Raw genomic sequence first — 17349 nt, forward strand, 5'->3', positions numbered from 1 at the left:
CCCATCTTGGCTTATTGATCGACTTTGATCACACCCAGCTTATTCATCACTTCAACCAACTTATCCGTATCAACCGGTTTAGCTGCATATGCTTCACAGCCCAGATCAAAGGCGGTGTTGACAAACTCCGTATCAGCCAGAGCCGTAATAATAATGATCTTCACCCTGTTTTCTGCCGGGATTCCCCGCTGCACCTCAAAATCCCGAATGGCTTTTAGCACTTTCACCCCGTCGACCTTCGGCATCATTATATCCAGACAAATCAGATCATAAGGATCTTCTTCTTTTATGGCAATGAGGTAGGCATCAAGGGCTTCCATTCCATCCACCACAATATCACATTCTCCATATTGGGCTAAAAATTTACCTAAAAAGCGTCGGCTTACCATGTCATCTTCCACAATTAATATCTTCATCTTCATTCCTACCTTTCACTTGCTGTGCTTTTTTTCTGGCCAATATCGTTTTAATAATTATACTGTTTTTTTATATACTGAGTAAATATGATTAATCTGATTAACCCGTTTAGCGGCAGCTTCAAAATTTCCCCGCCGGATATCCAATTCAATTTTAAAAGCAACCACTTTTAAATCTTCAATATCCAAAGAAATTGAAAGTTTCTTGATCTGGTTTGCCAATTTTTCTAAATCTTCCAGTTTTCCAGCTGCCACCAGATTGTTTATTTCGCTGATTAATTCAGTCAACCGCCCTTCTTTTTCCGCATCATGCACCCTTTCATTTGCACCATCCGTTGGATTTTTTTCCTCGATAATAATTTCCCCATTCGCATCGATATGCATTTTAAAATCTCCAGAATGGCGAATGACCTCTTTGCGATTGATACAGGTCTCTATCTCTTCGATCAGTTTTTCCACTTTTATCGGTTTAGAAATATAACCATCCATCCCCTGAGACAAGAATTTTTCCCGATCACCATGGAGTGCATAGGCTGTAATTGCCAAAACCGGTATCTCCTGATTGAATTCCCGAATCCTTCTGGTCGCTTCGATCCCATCCATTTCCGGCATTTGAATATCCATCAAAATAATATCGTAACTATTTTTATGAACCATTTCTACCGCTTCATAGCCATTTTCTGCAACATCCACCCCATAACCACACTCATTGAGCATTCGGGAAATAACCAGTTGATTGACCTTGTCATCTTCAGTTAAGAGAATTTTATATTGCTCACTGATTTTAAAATAATCCGGTTGTTTCTCCTGCATACTACTTTCTGCCAAACCCGGTTCAAAATTGAGTTGAAAATAGAAACGGCTACCCTGGCCCTCGGTACTTTCCACCCATATTTTTCCGCCCATCAATTCCACTAATTGTCTGGTAATGGCAAGACCTAACCCGGTGCCGCCAAAGCGACGAGTGAATGAGCCGTCCACCTGACTAAAGCTTTCAAAAATTTGCTGCCGATTTTCTTCAGCAATCCCGATGCCCGTATCTTCGACCACAAAAAGCAGTTGAATTGGCTGTTTCCCGACCGACAGGTTTTTTACCTTAACCCACACCTCACCGATATCGGTAAATTTGATGGCGTTACTGATCAGGTTGTTAAGAACCTGCTGAATCCGATGGAAATCCGCCATAACATACTGGGGCACAACAGCAGAAAAAGCGTAGTTCAGCTCAAGTCCCTTGGCTGCTGCTACCGGAGCCTGGGCTTTAATGGTATGTTCCACCAGCGCTTTGATATCACAATTTTGCTTCTTGATTTCCAGTTTTCCCGCTTCCATTTTTGAAAAATCGAGAATATCATTAATTACATTAAGCAGGGCGTTGACACAGGTTTTGATAATTTTGATGTTTTCCTGCTGTTCCTGATTGAGGTTTGACAAACGCATCAGATTAACCATGCCAACAATCCCGTTTAGCGGAGTTCTGATTTCATGACTCATATTAGCCAAGAATTCACTTTTGGCCTGATTCGCTGTTTCTGCTTCTTCTTTGGCCAATTTTAAGGCTTCCTCCACCGCTAATCGTTCGGTAATATCCCGGACAATATTAATTGCCATTTTTTTTTCATTTAAATAACAGTGACTGCAGATCACCTCAACCGGCAGGATCGACCCATCTTTGCGTCTGGCCTTTGTCTGCAGGGTAATATAATCTTTTTCATTCAACTCATTCAAGTTCCGCTCAGTATCACCTGGTGCTTGAATGATTTTGAAAATCGGATCATCCAACTCGAAAAATTCCTCATATGTGTACTGAAACATATCACCAGCAGTCTGGTTAACCTCAATCAACCGACCGTTAGCACCATCCTCGTTTATTTCCTGAACAAAGATAGCATCTGAGGAATTGTGAAAAACCTGACGGAACTTTTCTTCGCTATCAATCAGGGCATTTTCTGAATTTTTTCGCTCCGAAATATCCCGGATAATGCAAATAATCACCCGTTTTTCATTAATTTTGGTGGTTTTAGCGCTGACCTCCACCGGAAAATGCCTACCGTCCTGACGCTTATGGATGGTTTCGAAGAAAACGCCGTCTTTTTCGCCATTTTTCATCTCTTCAATGGCTACCGACCGACCCCCTTCAATTAAATCAAAAACCGAAAGTTCAAGCAATTCCCGCCGTTTATATCCGTAAAGCTCCACTGCTGCGTTATTGGCATCAATTATTTTACCGTTGGTTTCCACAAAAAGAATAGTGTCCCGAACCTTTTCCGCCAGCATTTTATAGCGGATCAGTCCTTCCTCCAGGTTTTTACGATCGGTAATATCAATACCAATGCCGATATAGCCGCCATAGCTGCCATCGACCTCAAAGGAGGGGCTATAAATCCCTTCAATCCAGCGGTAATTGCCCGTAGCATGACGAATCCGATACTGAATGCTAAAGGATTTTTGGCTACGAAAGGCTTTCTTTTTCAATTCCATATAGAATTTACGATCCTCGGGATGAATCAGATCCAACCACTTGATTCCCAAGTAGGCTTCATTGTCCTTACCAGTAAACAATGACCAACTGCGGTTAAAGTAAACTACATTGCCCTCCAGATCAGTCTTCCAGATTAGCGTCGGGAAGTTTTCAAACATCCGGTAATAATAATCCCGGGACTGCTCCAGGAACAGCTCCCGATTTTTACGCTCGGTAATATCGACAAAAGTTACCACTGCATGTCGCTTTTGGCCACGGAGCAACGGGGCGATACTGACCCGGAACCAGTAATCATTTTCTTCATCATCCACAAAAATACTTTTCTTAAATTCTATTTTTATCGGAACATCTTCTGATTCCAGCACCTTTGAAAAAGCATTTCTCAATTCGCAGAACTCACAGGACGGATCAAAACCGCAGCCCAATTTATTTAAGCGACTGCTCCGGCATTGAACCGCATCCCCAAACTGTTTGCCAATAAAATCTTCGCTGTTCCGATTGAAGTAGTTCAGCAATGGCTCATTGACTCGACTGACCCGGCCATTTTCATCGATGACCACCACCCCCACCGATATGGCATTAAACTCCTGAATAAAATCACTTTCAGTATTTAGGCGCTTCTCCTTTGACATGTAGCTCTCCCTTTGTACGTATTCCGATCATGGTCACCACCGTATTGATCTGATTCTTAAATAATCATATTCTGGTGCCAGATGTTGATGTCGCCGCTGGCCACCTCCAGCTCGATGGTACGGCTGACCCGAGCCCCGGTTTCGGCATATTGAATCCCCAGATTCATTTTTTTTAGAATCGCTTTGGTTATTTCCAGATTATGCTGCCCCACGTTAAAGGTATCATTCTGGCGCAGGGATTCTGCTCCACCAAAAATACGAACCACCAATTCATTTTTAAGACACCCATATTGACTGGAAAACTGCGAAATAAAATATGGTAATCCGGTGCTGGCATAATAACAATGGCGATCAATGGCATCCTCCATCCGGGCTGGTTGGGGCAGCGCAATGTGGATAATTCCCCCGACTTTGCGAATCGGCGAATACGCAGTAATCCCCAGACATGAACCCAGCGCAAATGTTTTAATTGTGTCACTACAGTTATTGGAAATCGCCATTTCGCCGATTCCGATTATTTTTGTCATCACTTCACCTTATTCCTTTAACGCTGTGAGAATGCAGTGGTGGATATTTTCCAGAGCTGACTGAACCGCTACAGCACCGATATTATAGGCTACCTTGTTCATCCCATAAACCACCGAGGATGCTTCATCCTGACCGATGGTGAAGCCACCACGACAGCGGATATCCAGCAATCCCTTTGCCCCGTCATTTCCCATTCCGGTCAACAGCACCCCAATCGCCCGATCGCCTGCTTCTTGCGCCACTGAATCAAAAAGCATATCCACCGAGGGACAATGCCCATTTACTTTTTCCCCGGCAAAAACTTCAACCCGGTATTTTTTACCGATCCGTTTTATCCGCATGTGCTGATCACCGGGGGCAACATAGACCCTTCCGGGCTGCAGATAATCTCCGGTTTGGGCTTCTTTGCAACGCAGTGGCGTCTGACTATCCAGTCGTTCGGCAAACATTTTTGAAAACACCGGGGGAATGTGCTGAACAATCAAAATTCCCGGGCAATCCCCCGGTAACTTTTTAAGAATTTCAAAAATTGCTTCAGTGCCGCCGGTAGACGCACCAATAGCAATGAGCCGCTCATATGACTGGCTCTGGTCTAATGCTGCCAGAGTCTCAGTGGTCAGATCAGAGGCAGAATTTCTTTTCGGTGCGATGTTTCTGGCTCCAGCAGCCAAGCAGATCTTTTGAATCAGTTCCATCATAAAGTTCTCGACAGTTTTCATTGATCTGGGAGTGGGTTTTTCCACACAATCCCAGGCTCCGACTTTTCTGGCTTCAATACTAACCTGAACATCGCTGATCATCACTACCGGCAAGGGATATTGGGGCAATAGGCGCTTAATAAATTCAATGCCACTCATTCTTGGCATTTCCACATCACAAACCAAAACGTCCAAATCATATTTGAGAATTTTATCCCGAGCCTCAAAGGCATCACCAGCGGTGGCAATGACTTGAATCTGAGGATCAGCAGACAGGTTTCTGACCACCATTTCCCGGAAAGACTTGCTGTCATCAACGATGAGAACTCTGATCTTATTTTTCCGCTGCATTATTCTCATCCTTTCTACCTGGTGCGAGAAAAGGCACACCCACCAACACGCTCGCTGATGGGCACACATTTCTCGTCAAATTGATCATTTTTATTTGGGGACCATCCTTTAAAGACAACTCACCCGAAGATATTGTTTATGTATACCCATTTTCAGGCTGTTAATTTAATACTTGCCAAATTCATTATCTGTTAAGGCGATCCGGGTCGGTTTTGACACCGGGTTGTTGACTGTTTCTCTGCGGGTACTATGATTTTCTGACAGTGATTCTTCAGCACCCCGGTAACCAAAACGGCGGGATTTTTTTAAAGTAAAGCGGGCGGCCTGTTCTCTTAGCAGTTCGGCCTGGCTGGATAATTCTTCGCTGGCCGCCGCACTTTCTTCAGAGGTGGCCGAATTCATTTGAACGACTTCCGATACCTGCATAATACCCTGATTGATCTGCGAAATACCGATGGCCTGTTCGTTGGAGGCGATGGCAATGTTCTCGACAATTCCGGAAACTTTGGCCACATCATCAACAATCTGATTGAGAGCAGCGGCGGTGGTTGTTGCAATTTTTGTGCCGTCGTCCACCTTTTTTATCGAGCCTTCAATCATTCGCGTCGTTTCTTTGGCTGCATCAGCTGATCGGGCCGCCAGATTTCTGACTTCTTCGGCAACTACTGCAAAACCTTTACCATGCTGGCGAGCCCGGGCAGCTTCCACCGCAGCGTTTAGGGCCAGAATATTTGTCTGAAAGGCAATCTCATCAATAACCTTAATAATTTTAGAAATATTGGTTGAGGATTCATTAATTTCTTCCATGGATTTAAGCATCCGTTTCATTTCATTATTACCCTCCACCGCATTGGTTCGCGTCAATTCCGCCAGTGCATTGGCTTCGCCAGCACTGTCAGCATTTAGCCGGGTCTGCGCTGAGATTTCTTCAATAGAGGCGGTGAGCTCTTCGATGGAGCTAGCCTGTTCGGTGGCTCCCTGGGACAGACCCATGCTGGAATCGGCAATCTGTTTGGAGCCAGCTGCTACCTGTTCGGCAGCAGAATCAATATTCGTCATGATTTCATTAATGTGATCGGTCATTTTCACAAAGGCTGACCCTAACTCTCCAACCTCATCCCGGCTGTCGATTTTGACATCCACATCCAAATTGCCACCTGCTATTTCTTCAGCAGCATCAACCATTCGGCGTAAGGGGGTGCTGATCATATTGGCCACCAGCAACCCGAGTCCCACCGCCAAGCCAATACAAACGACGATAAAAATGATCATCGTTATACTTTGGGTTCTGAATTGGGCGGTGTTCTGGGCCAGCACTGCTTCAGCCTGGGTGGTATTATAATTAATCAGGGCTTCCAGATCCTCGTCCACCGTTTGTCTGGCCTTGCTGACTGCATCAAGGCCAGACAGCGCTTCATCATATTTCTGCGCTTTGACCAGCTCCAGATTGGCATTGCGCAATTCCCGATAGTCGGCCAGGCTATTCGTCAGGGTCGTGAAGAGGGTTCTGTTTTCTTCATCCGAAATGGTGGCTTCATACTCTTTCAGTAACGCATTATCGCTTTCCACCGCTGCGTCAATGGCATCTAGGCGCGTCTGCAGGGTAGCCGGATTACGTTCATATACTGCCAGCAGCTGATTAGCCCGGATATCTTCCATGGCCGCATGAATGCTGGCCAGCTTCTGGGATGGCACCAGGTTATTATAATACATGTTTTCGGACTGAGCATTAATTTTGTTCATGGTATAGATGCCAAATACGCCGACAATCCCAGTAACTGCTGCCAACAGGATAAAACAGGTAACCAGCTTTTGTTTTATTTTCAAATTTCTAAATAATTCCATTACGTATATCCTCCATCAACGTTTTTTTGTATTCATTTAAATTAATATCCGATTTCCCGATCGGGGTTTTCCCCTTCATCATCAGTCAGCAGTTTGTGGCAGTCAAGAATCAGCTTAACTGAGGTTCCTACCTTACCAATCCCTTTTACAAATTGGCGGCTGTCGCTTTCATCCAGATCGGGATGGGGAACAATTTCCTCGGCTGGAATCGCCACCACTTCAGTCACTCCATCGACAATCAATCCGACCGTAATATCTGCAATCTCAACCACAATCACGCAGGTACGCTCATCGTAGCTACGAGCCGGTTTGCCAAACCGGAGTCGGACATCCACTACCGGAATGATCTGCCCCCGGAGACTCATAATTCCTTTTACGTATTCAGGCAGTTCCGGCACCTCGGTTATTTTTTGAATTCCGATTATTTCTGTAACATAAGTAATTTCAAGTCCATAGGCCTCAGTATCCAAGTTAAAGGTTAAATACTTCCCTTCTTCGGTTTCATCATCCTCTGCCATTTCAAGATCATCAAATTCATCATACACTTCCGCCATCGTTTCGCCTCCTTTGTGCTGCAGCTGTTAATTGTTAAGCCGTTTTTGATCGACCAGGCCATTGACATCCAAAATCAGACTGATGTTGCCGTCCCCCAGTAGCGTGCAACCGGCCAGCCCCTCAATTTTTTTCATCCGCTGAATATACTTTGGCAGCGTTTTTACTACCACTTGTTGCTCACCCAATAATTCATCCGCAAAAAGACAGGTGGTCTTGTTTTCCCCCTCTAACATGATTAAAATGCCCTCATCAATTTGAGTTGCCCCTTTTTTTACCTTATAACGGTCTTTGAGCCGTAAAATCGGATAACACTGACCCCGGATCATAATCATCTCATTATCATCGGTATCCCGAAAAACCGCCTGGGCCTTGGGGATAAAGGATTCTTTTATCGCCATAATCGGCAACGTGTAACAGGTTTCCCCCACCCGGATATTCATTCCTTCAATGATAGCCAGGGTCAGCGGAATTTTTAACGTGATGGTGGTTCCCCGACCTTCCACACTTTCCACCAGAATAGTGCCACCAACTGATTCAATGTTTTTAGCCACCACATCCATACCGACTCCCCGACCGGAAAACTCGGTTACCGCTTCCTTGGTGGAAAATCCCGGCAAAAAAATCAGGTTGAAAACTTCGGTGTCAGTCATCGTAGCAGCTTCCTCGCCAACTAAACCATTTTCAAACGCTTTTTTAAGAATCCCTTCCCGACTTAAGCCCTTCCCGTCATCCCGGATAATGATCAGCACCTCACCGCCAGCGTTTTTTGCTTCCAAAGTGATGGTGCCAGCCCGGGGTTTACCCTGGCTGATGCGGGTCTCTGCCACTTCAATCCCATGATCGGCAGAATTTCTAACTATGTGCATCAGCGGATCGCCGATCTGTTCAATGATATTCTTATCCACCTCGGTTTCTTCACCCATAATATTTAGAGTAATATCTTTGCCCAGCTTTTTGCTGATATCCCGAACAATCCGATTCATCTTAAAAAAAGTGGGTCCCAGTGGTACCATTCGGATGGACATAACCATATCCTGGAGTTCGTTCGTGATCTTCCTTAACTGTCGGGCGGATTTATTAAAATTGTCGAGAACCAATCCCTTGAGATCCGGATTTTGGGTGACCATGGCTTCAGAAATAACCATCTCACCCACCAGATTCATCAGTTTATCCAGTTTTTCCACACTTACCGAAATCATACTTTGACCATAGCCACCATTGGAAATTGGGGTTTCTTTAGTCGGGGGCTGTTCCGCCGCCATTTTTTTTAGCTGGGGAACGATAATTGCTTCATCCGAGACCAGATTACTTATCTCTTCCCGGATTTCCTGAAATTCATTGAGTTCGGTGATCTCAATTTCCTCAATGAAGGCCATGGTATGAAAAAAAGCCTCCAGTTTATTTCGGGATTCCGGAGTTTTAATCTCCAAGACAAAACCATCCCGCTTAATGATCTCGACACAATCCGGATCATTGATGACGTCCTCCGGGATGCACTTAAAGTTTTCTGTGATTTCTTTTAAATTATGAACCACTGTGAAAGCCCTGATATTTTCCATCCCACAATTTTCGACAAACCAAAGCATCACCTGATAGGTTTTCGGGACACTGATTTTTGCCGCTTTATTGGAGCTGATATAATATTTTTCCTTCACCGGTTCGTTATTGACGACTTTAGAATCCGTCAGGTTGTTATTTTCTTTAAGCAAGACCAGATGTGCTTTAATCTTCTCTATCAAAATTTCCGGATTTCCATCAGCTTCAGCCCCATTTTTTATTTTTTCCAACTCCTGTTTCATAAAGTCAATACCTTCAAAGACCAAGTCTGACAGGGTTGAAACATCGATATACTGAGGCTTTTCTTCCCGAATAAAGTAAAACATATCTTCGGTGGTATGCGCCAGCACAGACATATTGTTAATCAGCATCATCGCCGCCGAGCTTTTTATCGTATGCATAATCCGGAATATTTCATTAATGGTATCACTGGGGTACCTGCCCAGGGCCTCGGTTTTTATCACCGACTGTTCCATTTGTTCCAATTGCTGGGAGGTTTCAAAAATAAAAACTTCCTGCATTGGGTCATTGATATATTGCTCTGCCAATCGATTCCCTCCTTAGATTTTGTTTTCGATAAAGCCGCTTATAATTGTGTCGACCATTTCGGCAGTTTTTTCTTTAATTGAAAAACAATACCTTTCCATTCGCCATTTCAGACAAATTTCCTTGCTGCCGCCGGTGAGAATATTTTCCAGTAGAACTGGATCCATATGTGCGCCAATGAGATTCTGATCTTTGGCCGCTTGAATTGTTTTGATGATAAAATCTGCCCGTTTATAAATGATTGCACTAACCTTTTCCGCCAACTCCTCATCGCACATCAGGCTATCATAAGCTTGAATCACCACCGTAATTTCCGGATAGTTCTGATAATATTCGGCATAGGCATTATAGAAATAGCGAATCGCTTCCAGTGGTGAGAAGTTTTTTTTAACACAGGTTTCAATGATGGCATCATCATACTGAGAAAAATGATCCACTACCGCCAGCATAATATCGGTTTTGGTCTTAAAATGCCGAAACAGCGTTCCTTCCGAGACACCTTCCTGATTAGCTATCATTTTTGTCGACAAATTCTGAAGCCCCACCTCATTTAGCGTTTGAATCGTTGAAACGATAATACTTTCACGCCTTTTAATCAGTGATTTTTGCATGGCGTTCCTCCTAACGGAGTGATTACTTACTCCTATTTGAATTATACCCTTTTCCTCTTAATTGTCAACTTCTTCTGTGAAGTTCTTAGGGTTCTTTTGTGAATTTTAATCGAATTCTTTCACCCATCCCTATCTCCCTTCACCGTTGACAATCTCGTTTTCGATTGATCACCACTTAGCCACTTTTTATGTTTTTGACTTTGACAAAAGCCATGTTATAATATTTTTTATCTATTACACAACAGGAGGATCGGATGATTCGAATTCCCAATCTCAAACTCGAGATTCAGCAAGCTAAAAACAATGGGGCCGAAAAAGAGGCCTTAAGAGGCGCTATTCTGTCTAAACTAAAAATTAATCCCAAAGATTTAATCACTTTTAAAATATTTAAAAAATCCATTGATGCCCGCAAGAAAAGTGCTATCGTGTATATCTATACAGTTGATGCCCGCCTAAAAAATGAGGTGGCTGTTCTAAAAAAGGGTAGTAAATCCGGTATTATTCCCAGTCCCGATTTATCCTATCAACCAGTCTCACCGGGAAATGTTTTACTAAACCACCGACCGGTCATTATCGGCATGGGTCCTGCCGGTCTTTTTGCCGGTCTGATTCTGTCCCGCTCCGGTTACGCCCCCATTATTCTTGAACGGGGTGACGATGTCGATCACCGAAGCATCAAAATTGACACCTTCTGGCAAACAGGTGCGCTTGATCCAGAGAGTAATGTTCAGTTCGGTGAAGGCGGGGCCGGAACCTTTTCTGATGGCAAACTGACTACCCTGATTAACGATCCCCGTTGTCGCAGCATCCTTGAAGCGTTTATTGCCGCTGGTGCTCCTGAAGAAATCCTTTATCTCAGTAAACCCCATATCGGCACCGATCTGCTGCGAGAAACGGTGAAAACCCTGCGTCAGACAATTATCGATAATGGCGGCGAAGTCCGGTTCCGCTCCCAGGTCACCGACTTCCTGATCGAAAACGGTCGTCTGACCGGATTGATTATCAATGATCACAATCAACTCGACTGCCAGGTAGCGTTGATGGGAATCGGACATAGCGCCCGGGATACCTTTGAAACGCTTTATAAGCGGGGTATCACGATGACTCCCAAAGCCTTTTCCATCGGAGTGCGGATTGAACACCCCCAAAGGCTAATCGACACTGCTCAATACGGATCTGCTGCCGGATCTGCTGGCCTAGGAGCAGCCGACTACAAGCTTTCCTATCATTCCCCTAACGGACGATCGGCCTACACCTTTTGCATGTGTCCCGGGGGGTATGTGGTGGCCGCTGCATCAGAACCCAACAGCGTCGTCACCAATGGCATGAGCGAACATCGACGTGATGGTCAAAATGCCAATGCTGCCCTACTGGTCGGGGTACAGCCTGAAGATTTCGGTGATGACCACCCCCTGGCTGGGGTTGCCTTTCAACGCCACTGGGAGGGTCGGGCTTTTGCGCTGGGCGGCCAGAACTATCACGCCCCAGCTCAACTGGTGGGCGATTTTCTGGCCGATCGACCCAGTAGCCAATGGGGTCAAGTTAAACCAACTTATACCCCGGGTCTCAAATTGACTCAGTTAAAAGACTGTCTGCCGGATTATGTGGTAGCCACCTTAAAAGAGGCACTAATTCACTTTGACAAAAAGATCACTGGCTTTGCCATGGCCGACAGCATTATGACTGGAGTTGAAACCCGAAGCTCTTCACCGGTTCGAATCAACCGCAACGAAAACCATCTGTCTAACATCTCCGGACTCTACCCGATGGGTGAAGGTGCCGGTTACGCTGGTGGAATCATGTCTTCAGCGGTGGATGGCGTTAAAACTGCTGAACAAATTATTCAGGTCTATGCCCAACTTACCCCTAAAAAATAGTTTAACCACCTTTCGCTTTTCTAATAACACCGCAAAAGAGCTCCTGAAGATTTTCTTCAGGAGCTCTTTTGCGACAAGTTACTTTCGTATTTTCAGATCGAATCCGGGTTGTGCTTAAACTGCTTTGCAAATTTCAGCGATTAAGTTGGCAATCTCTTCATCGCGTTTTTTATTCTTCCAGCTGACAATAAATGATTTTTCCACTCTGCCACCTTTTAATTCCACCACTGACTTAATCTGCCGATTTGCCTTGGTTCCGCCAGTAAATTTGGATGCCAGCTGTTTCGTCACAAAACTGAATACTCTTTTCCCCTCCAGGGATGAAACCTGTTCCAAGTATTCTTTCATCACCCCTGCCAATGAAAAGGCCCAAACCGGACTGGCAAAGATTACCACGTCGTAAGGGGTTACATCCGGTTTGCTGGTAAATACAATCGGCGGTTTAACGCCAGGATCATCATTTTCCGGAACGATTCGCTGAATTTCAGCATCCAGACCTTTTTTTACCAGAGCCGATTTCAACTCGTCGGCGACTGAAAAGGTGTTGTTTGTTTTAGAAAAGACAATAATACCAATCTTCATTTCACGCTCTCCATTTTCTTTAAAATGTGGTTATGTTTAGAATACAAACAAAGCTCATGCATTTTTGGTCATTTATAATTCTCTTGTTGACACTAAGGTACCTCATTTTATCATTTTTTTCAAGTCTTTTCGTAAATTTTACCACAAATTTTTCTAAATTATGGCAACTTTTTCGTTAACTGCTCTAAAAAAGCAGCCTGAGACCAGATGCTTTTCTCAGACTGCTTTGATTAATTACACAACTTCGTCATCGATTATTTTCATTGATTAAAATAGATCTCGCCATTGGCATCCACCGTAAAAATTTCAAAATCAGTATAGAGCGAGCTGCCAAAAATGTCATCAATCTGGAAAGAATAATAGTAGTCGCCCACGGCCAATGGTTCTTCATAGATCACCGGATCATTGTTAAACGTATATGCCTCGCCTTCGTAAACACCCTCTTCATCGGTTTTCATACTATAAGAATAATACACCGGCGTGATCAGATCACCTTTTTTTAGCTTGGTAATTTCTTTCGCCGACTGACCCGTGACCGCATCGATGCCATCCCAGGCTCCGATAATTGTGATGGTATAATTGCCATCGCTGGCAAAGTCAATTTTTATTCGTAAGTTGGTTTCCACCCCATTTAACATCACCGGCGAAGTATAGATATTGTAGGTATCACCCTGCTCAACAATATAGGTGGCCAAGGGTTGTCCATCCGGCAGTGAAACCCAGTAACCGTTGAAATTATCTTCAAACTTACCGGTATTCCAATCGGCGGTGATGTTGTCATCCAGACCCAGTTCGATCAAGGTCTCCCCATCTCCGGCATCCATAAACACATCACAATATACAGCATCTACATAATCCAGGGTATCGGCTGAAATGGTAAAGCCGTACATGCCATTGGCATTAATGGCGGGCTGTGATGAAAAGGAAACCGCACTTTCGTCTTCACTAAAATTATAAGCCTCGGTGTCCGTCTGATCCAGGTCAGACCAATACTCAGATCCGGCTGCTTCATTATAGCCACTGCTCCAGTAGAGCGAGTTTTCCCCAAACCAGTCGGTATCGCTATACCCTCCGAAATCACCATTGGTGTCACTACCATAGGCCATTTTATCAACAAAGGACATATAATAGGGACTGACACAGATATCTTTAAAAATTGACAATTCCTCAGAACCCTGAATCGCCAGCGGATAATAAATCGCCAAGCCGTGAGAATCAGCCTTATCACTGCCGTTTTTCATGTAAACCACGCAGTCCTGAAGGGCCGCCAACGCCTGATCAGCACCTGCGACATTTCCGGTAAGGTTTTTTAATACCGAACCCAGGTCAACCATATTGGTATAGCCTTCAGACTTGTTGTTACCACCATAGTTTTGGGCTGTCGTGATCCCTTTGATCATTTTGGAAAGAACATCAGTATTCGTGGTGGCGTTATACATTTCTTTTGCCACATCATTAAAGGCATACACCAGTTCATCGATTTTGGACAGGTCAATACAGGACAGGGTCGCCTCATTCTGACTGTCAATGGCAACACATGCTGCATAAAACGAATCCACGATCACCTTGCCCAGCTCAGCACCACTGGCAGCCGGATTGCTGCTGATAAAACTGCCCATGGCAGTATAATCCCAACCATAGCCGGGTTCCAGTTCTTCTGATGCCACCATATAGCGGGCATGAGGTGCCAGCATATTGCCCGTTTCCACCGTTCCCATTAAACAGGCATCAAAGCCGATGAATTCAAAGCTATCCGTCATATTCGAATAAACCGAAGTCAGTGCGTTTTCCACTTCCAGCAGGGAAAGACTGTCGCTTTCATTCTGCTCATCAAAGCACACCCCAGTGATGCTGCCGCCCCCGTGATTCCAAAAATCAGCCCCATTTTTTCAGCCGGATAAGCCGATACCCCCCAGTTCAGAAATTCTGCCAGAGTTTGGGCGCTACCCATATTGGCACCATCCTCCTCTTGTATCTGCTCCATATTCTGGTTTTCAATTACAAATCGCTGGGTCAATGAATCATCCACCAGATCATTATCCCAGGCATTGGCCCCGCCGGTCTGAACCACAAATTTTATCTGATCCGACTGGGTAGCATCTATCATTTCCTGGAGATCCATCGTAGCCAGACCACTTTCGCTTTCCAAATCTGAACCACACATATAAACAAAAATAGTCCAGGTTCCGCTCGCACCCATTTTTTTTGTCTCACTTCGGGTCAACCGTTGAATTGTCAGATCCCCACTGGAACTGACCTGCATATCCGTACTTCGGTTCAGTGATGTATCCAGGCCACTGTTTTTGTGGGTACCAACGCTTCCGCCATCATCTGAGCAAGCTGTTAATGACAGCACCATGGCAAAAACGATCAGAAATGCCATCAATCTTTTTTTCATGTTCAACCTCCAGGTTAAATGATTTTACTGGTAATTTCATGTCTTAACCATCAACGGTTAAACCCACAGCCGACAATCATTGCTGCAAAGGCTTTAACCACAATGGATTTTTACATAATACTGACTCATATTATACGCTTCCCGGATTGAATCGCAAAGAAATTTCGCACCTAAAATCACTTTTTCACGATAACTTTATAAAAAAACACAGACGCACATTGAAGTGGTCTGTGTTTTAAATGGTTTAGGGAACAAACGGTCACCCGCTCCAATCAGAAAGACATTTAATGAACGGAATCCATAATTTCAAAATGATCAGGATAAACCGATGATTTCCCCATCTTCGGTAATATCCATGCCATTGGCAGCGGGTACCTTGGGCAAACCCGGCATCGTCATAATGGCACCGGTGATCACCACCACAAATCCAGCTCCTGCTGACAGACGCACTTCTTTTACATGGATATTGAAATCCTGGGGAGCGCCCAACAGGGTTTGATCATCAGAGAAAGAATATTGGGTTTTAGCCATACAAACTGGCAGGTGGTCAAATCCCAAAGCAACAATTTCATCCAATTGTTTTTTTGCTTCCGGCTCGAATTCTACCCCATCAGCCCGGTAGATTTCTTTGGCAATGGTTTCAATTTTCTGCTCAATTGGCAGTTCCAGTGAGTAAAGTGGTTGATATTGAGACTCACCCTGATCACAAAGCTTAACCACTTCATGGGCCAGTTCTTCGCCGCCTTTGCCACCTTGAGAAAATACATCCGAGAGGATTACCTTGACATTTTTATTTTCACATGCTTTTTTAACTGCCTCAAATTCAGCTTCGGTATCCGTCGGGAATTTATTCAAGGCAACCACAACCGGCACTTTAAACTTTTGCAAATTTTCCAGATGTTGAATCAGGTTAGCGCTGCCAGATTCCACCGCTGCCACGTTTTCGGTTGAAAGCTCTGTCTTGACCACGCCACCATTCATTTTAAGTGCCCGGACAGTAGCAACGATCACTACGGCATTGGGTTTTAAATCAGCATAACGGCATTTTATGTCAAAGAATTTTTCGGCCCCCAGGTCAGCACCAAATCCGGCTTCGGTTACTACATAATCGGCCAATTTCAAGGCTGTTCGGGTAGCCAGCACCGAGTTGCAGCCATGGGCAATATTGGCAAAGGGACCACCATGAATGAAAGCCGGGGTGTTTTCCAGAGTCTGAACCAGATTCGGTTTGATGGCGTCTTTGAGTAACAAAGCCATCGCCCCGGTAGCTTCCAGGTCATCAGCAGTCACAGCTTTGCCTCCGATGTTGTAAGCCACAATCATCCGACCCAGCCGCTCTTTAAGATCGGTAAGACTGGAGGCCAGACAGAGAATTGCCATTATTTCTGACGCAACGGTAATGTCATAACCGGTTTCCCGTTCCACCCCATTGGCACGGCTACCTTGACCAACAGTGATCATTCGCAACGCCCGATCATTCATATCTACAACTCGACGCCAGACAATCCGGTCGAGATCGATATTTAACAGATTTCCCTGATGAAGATGATTGTCCAGTAGCGCCGCCAATAAACTATGGGCTGCGGTAATCGCATGGAAGTCGCCGGTGAAATGGAGGTTGATATCATCCATCGGTACAACCTGGGCATAGCCGCCAGCAGCGCCACCTTTGACCCCAAAGCATGGTCCCAGCGAAGGTTCTCTCAAAGTGGTGATGGTTTTTTTACCAATATAATTCAGGGCCATGGAAAGACCGACGTTGGTGGTGGTTTTTCCTTCACCAGCCGGGGTGGGGTTAATGGCGGTGACCAGAATCAGCTTACCATCTGGTTTGTCCTGATTGTCTTTCAACACTGACAAGGATACCTTGGCTTTGTGATTACCATAAAGTTCCAAGTCATCTCCGGTGATCCCCAATTTTTCAGCCACCTGTGCAATCGGTTGCAATTTAGCTTCCTGTGCGATCTGTACATCTGTTTTCATCTTGTCTTTCTCCTTTTAAAATAATTTTGTTATTCTCAGAGTCTCTTTTTTAAATCTGACCCACACGCCAGAATTATTTTTTGCAAACATCCTGTGCACATGTATATACAGATTTTTCATAGATTACCATCTTTTATCCTTGATGTCAATATTTTTCTATTTTGGAACAATTTATTATCTTTACTTGTTTGTTATTTCTCAAACAAAGTTATGTCGTGAAAATTTTTGTTATTATTTTAACGTTTTTATGTCATTTCATCCGTAATAACAGCTATTTTTTATACTTTA

The 17349-nt window shown here is 44.4% G+C and carries 11 protein-coding genes and 1 pseudogene; 1 reads left to right on the forward strand and 11 read right to left on the reverse strand.

The features are described from left to right. Nucleotides 1-11 precede the first annotated feature (11 nt). From CHL1_RS11760 to CHL1_RS11795, 8 genes are all read right to left on the reverse strand, one after another. The gene (locus tag CHL1_RS11760) at nucleotides 12-416 is read right to left on the reverse strand and encodes a response regulator (RefSeq protein ID WP_070372338.1); all 405 of its coding nucleotides are present in this window, start codon (nucleotides 414-416) and stop codon (nucleotides 12-14) included. A gap of 57 nt (nucleotides 417-473) precedes the next feature. After that, a complete protein-coding gene (locus CHL1_RS11765) occupies nucleotides 474-3530 on the reverse strand; it encodes a PAS domain-containing hybrid sensor histidine kinase/response regulator (protein ID WP_250933052.1) in 3057 nt (1018 codons plus the stop codon). 56 nt (nucleotides 3531-3586) lie between these two features. Beyond that, the gene (locus CHL1_RS11770; protein ID WP_250933053.1) at nucleotides 3587-4057 is read right to left on the reverse strand and encodes a chemotaxis protein CheD; all 471 of its coding nucleotides are present in this window, start codon (nucleotides 4055-4057) and stop codon (nucleotides 3587-3589) included. A 9-nt stretch (nucleotides 4058-4066) separates the two neighbouring features. Continuing rightward, nucleotides 4067-5107, reverse strand: coding sequence for a protein-glutamate methylesterase/protein-glutamine glutaminase (locus CHL1_RS11775; protein WP_250933054.1), 1041 nt, complete (start codon nucleotides 5105-5107; stop codon nucleotides 4067-4069). A 165-nt stretch (nucleotides 5108-5272) separates the two neighbouring features. Next, a complete protein-coding gene (locus CHL1_RS11780) occupies nucleotides 5273-6952 on the reverse strand; it encodes a methyl-accepting chemotaxis protein (RefSeq protein WP_250933055.1) in 1680 nt (559 codons plus the stop codon). Between the two features lie 41 nt (nucleotides 6953-6993). After that, on the reverse strand, nucleotides 6994-7506 hold the full coding sequence (locus tag CHL1_RS11785; protein WP_070372342.1) for a chemotaxis protein CheW: 513 nt from the start codon (nucleotides 7504-7506) through the stop codon (nucleotides 6994-6996). Between the two features lie 27 nt (nucleotides 7507-7533). Continuing rightward, a complete protein-coding gene (locus CHL1_RS11790) occupies nucleotides 7534-9612 on the reverse strand; it encodes a chemotaxis protein CheA (RefSeq protein WP_250933056.1) in 2079 nt (692 codons plus the stop codon). A 12-nt stretch (nucleotides 9613-9624) separates the two neighbouring features. Continuing rightward, a complete protein-coding gene (locus tag CHL1_RS11795; RefSeq protein WP_070372344.1) occupies nucleotides 9625-10221 on the reverse strand; it encodes a TetR/AcrR family transcriptional regulator in 597 nt (198 codons plus the stop codon). Nucleotides 10222-10475: 254 nt separating this feature from the next. Here CHL1_RS11795 and CHL1_RS11800 point away from each other — a divergent pair, with 254 nt between their 5' ends. Then, nucleotides 10476-12098 carry an NAD(P)/FAD-dependent oxidoreductase gene (locus CHL1_RS11800; RefSeq protein WP_228883049.1) on the forward strand — a complete coding sequence of 541 codons (1623 nt, stop codon included), beginning with the start codon at nucleotides 10476-10478 and terminating at the stop codon, nucleotides 12096-12098. Nucleotides 12099-12212: 114 nt separating this feature from the next. Here the strand turns inward: CHL1_RS11800 and CHL1_RS11805 are convergent, their stop codons facing one another. The 3 genes and pseudogenes from CHL1_RS11805 to CHL1_RS11820 form a co-directional block, all read right to left on the reverse strand. Then, a complete protein-coding gene (locus CHL1_RS11805; RefSeq protein ID WP_148636305.1) occupies nucleotides 12213-12680 on the reverse strand; it encodes a flavodoxin family protein in 468 nt (155 codons plus the stop codon). Between the two features lie 260 nt (nucleotides 12681-12940). Next, nucleotides 12941-15078: pseudogene (locus tag CHL1_RS11810) on the reverse strand (clostripain-related cysteine peptidase). 315 nt (nucleotides 15079-15393) lie between these two features. Beyond that, entirely contained in the window at nucleotides 15394-17061 is a 1668-nt protein-coding gene (locus tag CHL1_RS11820) for a formate--tetrahydrofolate ligase (RefSeq protein ID WP_250933059.1), read from the reverse strand. Between the last annotated feature and the right edge of the window lie 288 nt (nucleotides 17062-17349).

Origin of the sequence: Acetobacterium wieringae (assembly GCF_023700225.1) — a bacterium.
In the GTDB taxonomy this organism is placed as follows: domain Bacteria; phylum Bacillota; class Clostridia; order Eubacteriales; family Eubacteriaceae; genus Acetobacterium; species Acetobacterium wieringae.

Excerpts from the sequence above, each read along its gene's own strand:
- CHL1_RS11760 (WP_070372338.1), bottom strand. The coding sequence starts at position 416 with ATGAAGATATTAATTGTGGAAGATGACATGGTAAGCCGACGCTTTTTA.
- CHL1_RS11765 (WP_250933052.1), bottom strand. The coding sequence starts at position 3,530 with ATGTCAAAGGAGAAGCGCCTAAATACTGAAAGTGATTTTATTCAGGAG.
- CHL1_RS11770 (WP_250933053.1), bottom strand. The coding sequence starts at position 4,057 with ATGACAAAAATAATCGGAATCGGCGAAATGGCGATTTCCAATAACTGT.
- CHL1_RS11775 (WP_250933054.1), bottom strand. The coding sequence starts at position 5,107 with ATGCAGCGGAAAAATAAGATCAGAGTTCTCATCGTTGATGACAGCAAG.
- CHL1_RS11780 (WP_250933055.1), bottom strand. The coding sequence starts at position 6,952 with ATGGAATTATTTAGAAATTTGAAAATAAAACAAAAGCTGGTTACCTGT.
- CHL1_RS11785 (WP_070372342.1), bottom strand. The coding sequence starts at position 7,506 with ATGGCGGAAGTGTATGATGAATTTGATGATCTTGAAATGGCAGAGGAT.
- CHL1_RS11795 (WP_070372344.1), bottom strand. The coding sequence starts at position 10,221 with ATGCAAAAATCACTGATTAAAAGGCGTGAAAGTATTATCGTTTCAACG.
- CHL1_RS11800 (WP_228883049.1), top strand. The coding sequence starts at position 10,476 with ATGATTCGAATTCCCAATCTCAAACTCGAGATTCAGCAAGCTAAAAAC.
- CHL1_RS11805 (WP_148636305.1), bottom strand. The coding sequence starts at position 12,680 with ATGAAGATTGGTATTATTGTCTTTTCTAAAACAAACAACACCTTTTCA.
- CHL1_RS11820 (WP_250933059.1), bottom strand. The coding sequence starts at position 17,061 with ATGAAAACAGATGTACAGATCGCACAGGAAGCTAAATTGCAACCGATT.